Genomic DNA, 7,877 nt, shown 5'->3' on the forward strand with positions numbered 1-7,877 from the left:
AATCAGCAACGCCGAATTAGCTAGGGGTCACTTTTTCCTTGGGTGTTTTTATATTGCTGGAATCCTGCGATCGCAGTTGGTAAGGTGGGAAAAATATACTCTGGGGGGATTTGAGGGATAAATTCTGAACGTTTTAGTTGTGAATAAAGATCTTGCTTGACTCTGGCCATGCCAAAGATAATGCCTCTAGTTGCTAATTCTCGGCGCAATTCTTCCAAAATATCAATCGCCGTAATATCGATCTCCACATTAGCCTCCATATTCAAAACAAACCATTCCACGGGATTATCTTCTGATTCGACGGCTTCGAGTGCTCGTTTCTTAAAATTTTCCCCATTGGCAAAACAAAGAGGCGCATCGTAACGGTAGATAACCAATCCTGGGATAGTTGTCGCTTGTGGCCAATCATCAACATCATGCAAACCAGCCAAATTAGGGACAGTTCCCAATACCGCATCATGAGGTCTGGCTACTCTAGCAAGTAATTCAATCACCGATAGACTAATTGCAACTGCGACACCTACCAGAATATCTGTTAACAAAACAGTAATCGTGGTGATTAGCGCCAAAATAAGCTCACTAGATCGGAAACGATATAGTCTGATAAATTCTGACAGTTGAATTAATCTAGTAGCAGCAAAGATAACGATCGCTCCCAAGGCAGCTTTGGGAAATAATGCCAGCAAAGGACGCAAAAACAATAGAGATAAAATGAGCACTAGCATTGCCACCAAAGAAAATGCCTGACTTTTACTACCCAAAGAATCGCCAATCACAGTGCGACTGGCACTACAACTCACAGGAAAACCCTGCATCATGCCGTTTCCTAGATTGGCAATGCCCAAAGCCAACAATTCCTGGTTGGGATCAATTTGGTAGCGATTACGATTGGCAAATGATCTAGCAGTCAATACATTATCCGAATATCCTACAATGGCAATCCCAATGGCCGAGGCCAACAAAGGGAGAAATTCTGGCACAGCAACTATCGGCAAAGCAAAATGAGGCAAGCCCGCAGGAATCTCTCCGACTATCTCCACACCTAATTGCTCAAGATTAAATAACGCCACTGCTATAGTTGCCAGCAAAACTGCTAATAGAGGGACAGGAGCTTTGGGAAAACGATTTTGAGCAGTAAATAAAAAGATTAAAATTACCACTGATAAAATCAGGGTCGGATAATGAGCCTGCCCCAATTGACTGATAAATTCTCTGATATGTCCAAAAAAACTATCTGAAGCAATTGGAATGCCCGCAGTTTTGCCCAGTTGACCACCGATCATAATCAGTGCTATACCCGCCATATAACCAATGAGAATCGGTTTGGATAATAGGTCTGCCAAGAAACCTAAGCGTAAAAAATAACCCATCAGACATACAAAACCAACCATAATGGCTAGTAGTGCGGCCAAACCAGCATAAGAATCTTGATTATTGACCACTAAAGGAGCGATCGCTACGGCTGTCATTACAGCGGTGGTTGATTCTGAGCCAATCGACAGTTGAGGTGAGGAACCAAAAAAAGCATAAACAAACATTGGTGGGAGCATAGCCCATAAACCGACTACTGGCTCTAATCCCGCCAACTCACCATAGGCCATACATTGAGGAATTAGATAAGCAGCAACAGTTAACCCTGCCAAAAAATCTCCTCGCAACCATTCTTTGCGATAAGATAACAAACGCTTGAAGCTTGGCAGGACCAAATACATGATTTAATTAGCTAATACGCTGATAATTCAATATAGCGTTTCCCATATTCATAATATACAGTTTGCTGTTCCCTATTCCCTATGCCCTAAAGCATATCCTTATGTATCTTACTAATTAGCGAAGGGCTATATTATATTTTCTTGGCGCAATATTCATATAGATGAAAAGAAGGGATTTTTTAACCAAGACTACACAGATTATCGGAACTGGTGTCACAGGAGCAATGCCATTTTATAGTTTTGCAAAAGCTTTAGCTCTCTCCCATAACGAAGCTAAATGGGGCTACATCGGGAATCTGGGGCCAAAGTATTGGGGAACTATTTCCTCTGAATATAGAATCTGCCAAACTGGATTGCAGCAATCTCCCATTAACTTCAAACAAGGTATTAGTGCTGATTTTGCAAACTTTAAAATTACTTCTGCGCAAGTACCATTAAAGATTTTAAATAATGGACATTCGATTCAAATTAATACTGATCCTGGTAATCTTTTGCAATTAGATAGTATTTATTTTCAGTTAAAGCAATTCCATTTTCATCACCCCAGTGAACATAAGGTCAGAGGTAAAAGCTATCCTATGGAGCTTCATTTGCTTTATGAAAATACAGCAGGTGATGTGGCTGTTGTCGGAGTCTTTTTAACTGAAGGGCTAGAGAATAAGGCCCTCCAACCTATTTGGGATGCTATGCCCTTAAACAAACAACCTGAGACTTTGATTTTGGGAACGACTGTCGATATATCCAGATTTTTGCCCCAGAATCAGTCGGTATATCGTTATCGTGGTTCTCTAACGACTCCGCCCTGTTCGGAACTGGTGCAATGGGTTATTTTTCAAGAGCCAATAGAAATATCCAAAGCTCAAATTGAAAAATTCAAGCAAATCTTTCCTCACAATGCCCGACCTATTCAGCATTTGAACAGACGCTTCTCGTCGTACAAAATCCAAAAATAGGATGGCAAGAGCTTACTGAGTCATTGTCGTATTTTCTTTGCCAGCTGTATTAGAGGCATTTGCCATTTCTCCAACTTCGCGATCAATGAAAAAGATGCCCTGACGATCAATGCCAATCAGCTCAATTTTGTCGAGAATGCTTTTGAATAAAAATTCTTCCTGATGTTGTTCGGCGACGTACCATTGAAGAAACTGAAGAGTAGCATAGTCTTGTTCTGTATTAGCCAAATGAACCAAATCATTAATTTTGCTGGTAACAAGCTGTTCATGTTCGTAGATATTTTCAAACATATCGGTCAGAGAACCAAAATCAGTTGGTGGGGCTTGCATCCCGTTGATTGTGACCAATGCTCCCGTTTCTTGGAGATAGCTTAATAGGCGACGCATATGCATCATCTCTTCATCAGCATGTTGGGAGAGAAAACTAGAGCAGCCCTCTAAGGATTTGTAGGCGCACCAAGAACTCATTTGAAGATACAAATGGGAAGAATAAATTTCTAGGTTAATTTGCTGGTTCAGGCGGTCAATAATTTTTTGAGATAGCATAATGATGATTAATTTTAATCAAGATAATTTATTGTACAAAAATGCTGGCAGCCAGTTCTCGATCTAAAGCAGCACGAGTATGGCCAACTTTGACGATATAGGAAGGGAAGCGTTGCTCTACAGTCAGATTGCTACCGGGAGTGATGCCCAATGCCATTAGTTTGCGTCGGACGATAGCTTCTTTCGTGTTTAATCTAGCCACTATCTGGGTTTGACCAATGGCAACTTGAGATAAGGCATTCATAAGCTGACTCCGAGTAAGTTAAAACTCAAATTAATACAATAGCCGACAAGAAAGGCGAAGGGAATTATAAAAGCAATCATTGCAATGGTGGTTTTGAGCCCTCGCTCTTTAATCATAATTTGTAACTGAGCGATACAGGGTAAGAAAAGAGTGAGCACGATCGCGGCAATAACTAATTGATTGCCGGTTAAACTTCCCTGCTGTTGCATATCAAATAATCCTGCGGCGCCATAGTCGCGACGGAAAAATCCATAGAGAAACACTGGGGCAGTTGCTGCGGGCATTCCCATGGCCAGAGCAAAGGGTTCAATGGCGCGAACGATTAAATCGAATAGTCCGGTAAGTTTACCCAGCCAGATGAGAACAGATGCCCAAATAAATAGGGGCAAGATTTCCCAGAAATACCATTTGATTCTGATCCAGGTCTTAGTCAGAATATTAGTTAATTTGGGAACCCGCAACGGAGGAATTTCTAGATAGAACGAACCGGTTTGGCCAGGAAATAATTTGGCACTTAAAAAGCCGATGGCGAGAAAGAGTACGAAGATTATTCCACCCCAAACAACTAAGGCTGTGGGTTTTTGTGCCAGTAGACCTAGGATCACCCCCCACTGGGCGGCACAAGGAACCGCGATCGCCAAAAGGAAAGTGGCAATTAAGCGTTCTCGTTTAGTTTCGAGGGTACGAGTTACCATCGTTGCCATGGTGTCGCAGCCTAGACCCAAAACCATAGGAATCACCGCTCTTCCTGATAGTCCAATAGTTTTAAACAGGCGATCGAGCATCAGGGACATTCGAGGCAAATATCCACTGTCTTCTAGGAAAGAAAACATCAGGAAATAAGTGGCGACAATAGGGAGAACAATCGCCGTAGCATAGCGAATACCTAAAGTAATGATGCCGTAATCATTACCAATTAAATCTTGGATTGGTTGCCAAGGAATGATTTGGGCGACAATGTGATTAACAATCGGGTTAATTTGCCCTTCAAAAAAACCTTCAATCCGATCAACTAATTCTCCTGCGCCAAATTCGCCGACAAACTTATATACGCCAAAATACAGAACCAGCATTAAAATAGGGAATCCGGTTAAGGGATTAACCATTAGCTGATGCAGAATTTCTGTAATTGAATTAGTTGCGGGTTTAGTTGCCTTGATAGTGTGTGCTTCTAGATTACGAGCTTGCTTTTGTCTAGTTTCGGCGATCGCTAAATCTAGAGGATACTCTAGTTGATTTTCTGCCACCGTCAACAATATTTCTGCTTCTTGTTGTTGGTGAAAGTCTTGAGCTAGGGTTCTCCAGATAGCTGGGTCTTTTTGCAGTAAGAGCAGTGCCAAACTACGAGGCGAGAGGGAATAGGATTTTAAGACATTCTTTTGTCCTAAACTGTCTAACCAAGACTCAATTGACTCGATCGCCTGTTCGATTGGTTCAGGATAAATAATTGGGCTATTCATGGCGCAACCTCTAGCTTACCGAAAGTTGGTTTTGGAGGAGAAGAAAGAAACAAAGATTGCAGAATGGTTTGTTTTAATTCTCGCATCCCCTGATTCAGGGTCGCCGACATGAGAATTACAGGAATACCCAATTCAGTTTCTAAAGCTAACGATTGCACCTTGAGGCCCAACTTATCCGCTTCATCCATCATGTTAATTGCCAGGATCACAGGAAATCCCGCTTCTATTAGCTGAAACGTTAAAGGCAACATCCGACCTAGATTTTTGGCATCGATAACATGGATTACCGCATCTAAGGATTCCTGTAGCAATAAATCCCTAGCCACTTTTTCCTCTTCACTAATGGGGACGAGAGAATACATTCCTGGAGTGTCAATAATTCCAATCTGATGTCCTTTCAGTTTAATCACTCCCCGACTCACTTCCACCGTAGTGCCTGGATAATTGGAAACATCAACATACATGCCGGTAAGCCTGTGAAATAAGACACTTTTGCCGACATTTGGGGTTCCTACTAAGGCAATATTGCCCTCTATTGCCTGTATTTGCCCTAGAGGAGACTGCTGACGATTTTTCCTAAGCAGACGTCTCAACCAATTAGGTTTCTGCGACTGACAATTTTCTTGACATTGATGACAATTCATAGTGTTTAAGCTTCCACTAATGTAAGCATTAGCTGACAAGAGGTCGCTGCAACGTCCAATCTTGACTGCTATTTTTAGCTTAAAGATTTCTTCACTATTGAGAATCTTTCCTAAAAGATATCATTAGCCCCGAATCGGATTACTTTAGTTTATTAATACTTAAACAGTTGTAATATTTTGTAATTAAAAGAGAGCGCTTTCGCAATCATAGGTCATCAAACTATTCCTAGTGCCGCTGCGCGGAAGTAATAAGTAATAAGTAATAAGTAATAAGTAATGAGTAATGAGTAATAAGTCTTGATACATCAGCTTTTTGCCCTTCGTTGATAGATAGCTTATTTACTCCCGCATCCACTAGTTTAGTAATGACTCCCAGATTTACGATGTTGCATTGCGGTGATTCCTCTGTTGTCTGAGACGGCACCTTGTTCTACTACGGCATAAATCAAACTGTGATCGCCTGATGGTAAGATATTCTCCACAGTGCATTCTAAATATGCTAGAGCCTCTTCAATTATTAGACAGCCATTATTTGCTTTTTTCGTAGTCAAATTGTCTGACTCCCCTAATGCTTGATGATTTAAGGGACTACTATGAGTTGTAAAATGTCTTCTAACATTACGACCTTCGTTCAAAATATTCAGCACGAACCGATCGCCTGGATTACTCAGGGACTCTAAATTTTGTTCTGGAGATATCGCAATCATCACCCCAGGAGGATTAAAAGTTGCTTGAGAGACCCAAGAGGTCAGAACTCCAGAATGATGATTATCCCGACAAGTAGTCAGAACACAGATCGAACCAACAATTCTTCCTAATGCTTGTTCGGTGCGATTAATTTGAGTCTCTGTAATGGCCTGACGAGGAATTCGCAATCTTTTTGCTTTTTTTAGTTTTTGACTAAATTCTTGTCCTGCTTGAATACATTCTTTTAAGGTTTTTGCTGTGGGACTAAAGCGTACACGAATTGGTTCAAACCCAAAGCGATAATGAGCATCTTTTAGTTTATTTTCCACCATGGCGATCGCCTCCCCACTCCAGCCATAGGAACCAAAAACTCCGGTTAGCTTAGTTTTCGCTGCAGTGGCTAAGACAATGCCTAAGGCAGTTTGAATTTGCGTTGGGGCATGACCACCTAAAGTTGGGGAACCAATGATAAAACCATCACAGGTTTTAACTGCTGTGGTGATTTCTTCTGGGTCGGCTAGTTCGCAGTTAATCGATTCTACAGCTACTCCCGACTGCGTCAAACCATGGGCGATCGCACTGGCCAAAGTTGCAGTGCTGCCGTAAGCTGAAGCATAAAGAACAACTACTTTTAAGTCTTGACTACTTTGTTCTTGACACCATTGTTGATAATCATAGTTAAAGCGACCAAGACTATATTTGACTAAAGGGCCATGGGCAGGGGCATAGATTTTAGGGCTGAGAAGCGCAAATTTGGCTAAAACCGCTCCTAACTGTTTGGTTTGGCTAGCATGGAGACAGTCAAAATAGAAACGGCGATCGGAGTCTAATTGTTTCCAATTCTGATCGAAAATGCTTTCATCGCAGAAATGCGCCCCAAAAAACTTGTCGGTATAAAGGATATTGCTTTGAGGGTCGTAGGTACATAATCCATCTACCCAACGGGGCGTAGTTGCAGCGAGCAACTGTAATTGATGTCCTTGCCCCAAATCTAAAATATCATTGTCTCTAACTACTTGAATTCTTGCTTGCCATTCAGGAAAGATTAGAGCCGCCTTGAGGGCCTTAACGGCGGGTTTGGCACAAATGATGGTTGCATTAGCAGCCTTGCCTGCCAATCGTTCGATTGTCGCTAGGCGATTGGGATTGACATGTTGCAGTACTATATAATCTAGTTTTTGCAAATCGAGATGCTGCTCTAAAACATCTAAATATATTGGGGTGAAAGATTGTCCTGGAGGATCGATTAATGCTGTTTTATCGGCTTGAATGAGATAGGAATTAGAAGTTGTGCCTTTTTGACGGGAATATTCGACTTCAAACTTTAATCTATCCCAGGTACGCGATCGCAATACTTGAGTATTGGTGCCGATTCTTGCTATTTGAACATCTCTTGGTCTGGTGGGTATTGATTTAATAGTTGTTTGTATCATGATGATTTATGGTTGTTATTGTGATTTAGTTGATTAATGAGCGATTTTTTTCAAACCTAAACAACGTGAGTTCGATGAGTACAAAATTTACTAGTTCTGAATAGGGACTTAGGGATTTGGGGATCTGGGGAAAAGCCTATTACTTCGTTGTTCAACTTGGAAAATTTAATCAAAAGGAAAATTCGTCGAACTGACGTT

Annotated in this window: 7 protein-coding genes; 1 reads left to right on the forward strand and 6 read right to left on the reverse strand. The window is 41.4% G+C overall.

Features of this window, described 5'->3' with window-relative positions:
* Positions 1–20: 20 nt before the first annotated feature.
* The gene (locus XEN7305_RS00710; RefSeq protein WP_006507385.1) at positions 21–1,712 is read right to left on the reverse strand and encodes a solute carrier family 26 protein; all 1,692 of its coding nucleotides are present in this window, start codon (positions 1,710–1,712) and stop codon (positions 21–23) included.
* A 161-nt stretch (positions 1,713–1,873) separates the two neighbouring features.
* Here XEN7305_RS00710 and XEN7305_RS00715 point away from each other — a divergent pair, with 161 nt between their 5' ends.
* Positions 1,874–2,665, forward strand: a complete 792-nt coding sequence (locus XEN7305_RS00715; protein ID WP_006507386.1) for a carbonic anhydrase — start codon at positions 1,874–1,876, stop codon at positions 2,663–2,665.
* Positions 2,666–2,677: 12 nt separating this feature from the next.
* On the opposite strand, the gene ftnA is transcribed toward XEN7305_RS00715, so the two are convergent.
* The 5 genes from ftnA to XEN7305_RS00740 form a co-directional block, all read right to left on the reverse strand.
* Positions 2,678–3,211, reverse strand: coding sequence for a non-heme ferritin (gene ftnA, locus XEN7305_RS00720; protein ID WP_006507387.1), 534 nt, complete (start codon positions 3,209–3,211; stop codon positions 2,678–2,680).
* 28 nt (positions 3,212–3,239) lie between these two features.
* Positions 3,240–3,455: a FeoA family protein gene (locus XEN7305_RS00725; protein WP_006507388.1), complete on the reverse strand. Its 216-nt coding sequence runs from the start codon at positions 3,453–3,455 to the stop codon at positions 3,240–3,242.
* The gene (locus XEN7305_RS00730) at positions 3,452–4,915 is read right to left on the reverse strand and encodes a ferrous iron transporter B (protein WP_006507389.1); all 1,464 of its coding nucleotides are present in this window, start codon (positions 4,913–4,915) and stop codon (positions 3,452–3,454) included. The genes XEN7305_RS00725 and XEN7305_RS00730 overlap by 4 nt, the downstream gene beginning before the upstream one ends.
* Positions 4,912–5,559, reverse strand: coding sequence for a FeoB small GTPase domain-containing protein (locus XEN7305_RS00735; protein WP_006507390.1), 648 nt, complete (start codon positions 5,557–5,559; stop codon positions 4,912–4,914). Before XEN7305_RS00735 ends, XEN7305_RS00730 begins: the two co-directional genes overlap by 4 nt.
* Before the next feature lie 359 nt (positions 5,560–5,918).
* Complete coding sequence (locus XEN7305_RS00740; protein ID WP_006507391.1) at positions 5,919–7,679, reverse strand: diflavin flavoprotein; 1,761 nt, start codon at positions 7,677–7,679, stop codon at positions 5,919–5,921.
* Positions 7,680–7,877: the final 198 nt, after the last annotated feature.

Origin of the sequence: Xenococcus sp. PCC 7305, assembly GCF_000332055.1 — a bacterium.
In the GTDB taxonomy this organism is placed as follows: domain Bacteria; phylum Cyanobacteriota; class Cyanobacteriia; order Cyanobacteriales; family Xenococcaceae; genus Xenococcus.

Coding starts and splice junctions, on each gene's coding strand:
- XEN7305_RS00710 (WP_006507385.1), bottom strand. CDS start 1,712: ATGTATTTGGTCCTGCCAAGCTTCAAGCGTTTGTTATCTTATCGCAAA.
- XEN7305_RS00715 (WP_006507386.1), top strand. CDS start 1,874: ATGAAAAGAAGGGATTTTTTAACCAAGACTACACAGATTATCGGAACT.
- ftnA (WP_006507387.1), bottom strand. CDS start 3,211: ATGCTATCTCAAAAAATTATTGACCGCCTGAACCAGCAAATTAACCTA.
- XEN7305_RS00725 (WP_006507388.1), bottom strand. CDS start 3,455: ATGAATGCCTTATCTCAAGTTGCCATTGGTCAAACCCAGATAGTGGCT.
- XEN7305_RS00730 (WP_006507389.1), bottom strand. CDS start 4,915: ATGAATAGCCCAATTATTTATCCTGAACCAATCGAACAGGCGATCGAG.
- XEN7305_RS00735 (WP_006507390.1), bottom strand. CDS start 5,559: ATGAATTGTCATCAATGTCAAGAAAATTGTCAGTCGCAGAAACCTAAT.
- XEN7305_RS00740 (WP_006507391.1), bottom strand. CDS start 7,679: ATGATACAAACAACTATTAAATCAATACCCACCAGACCAAGAGATGTT.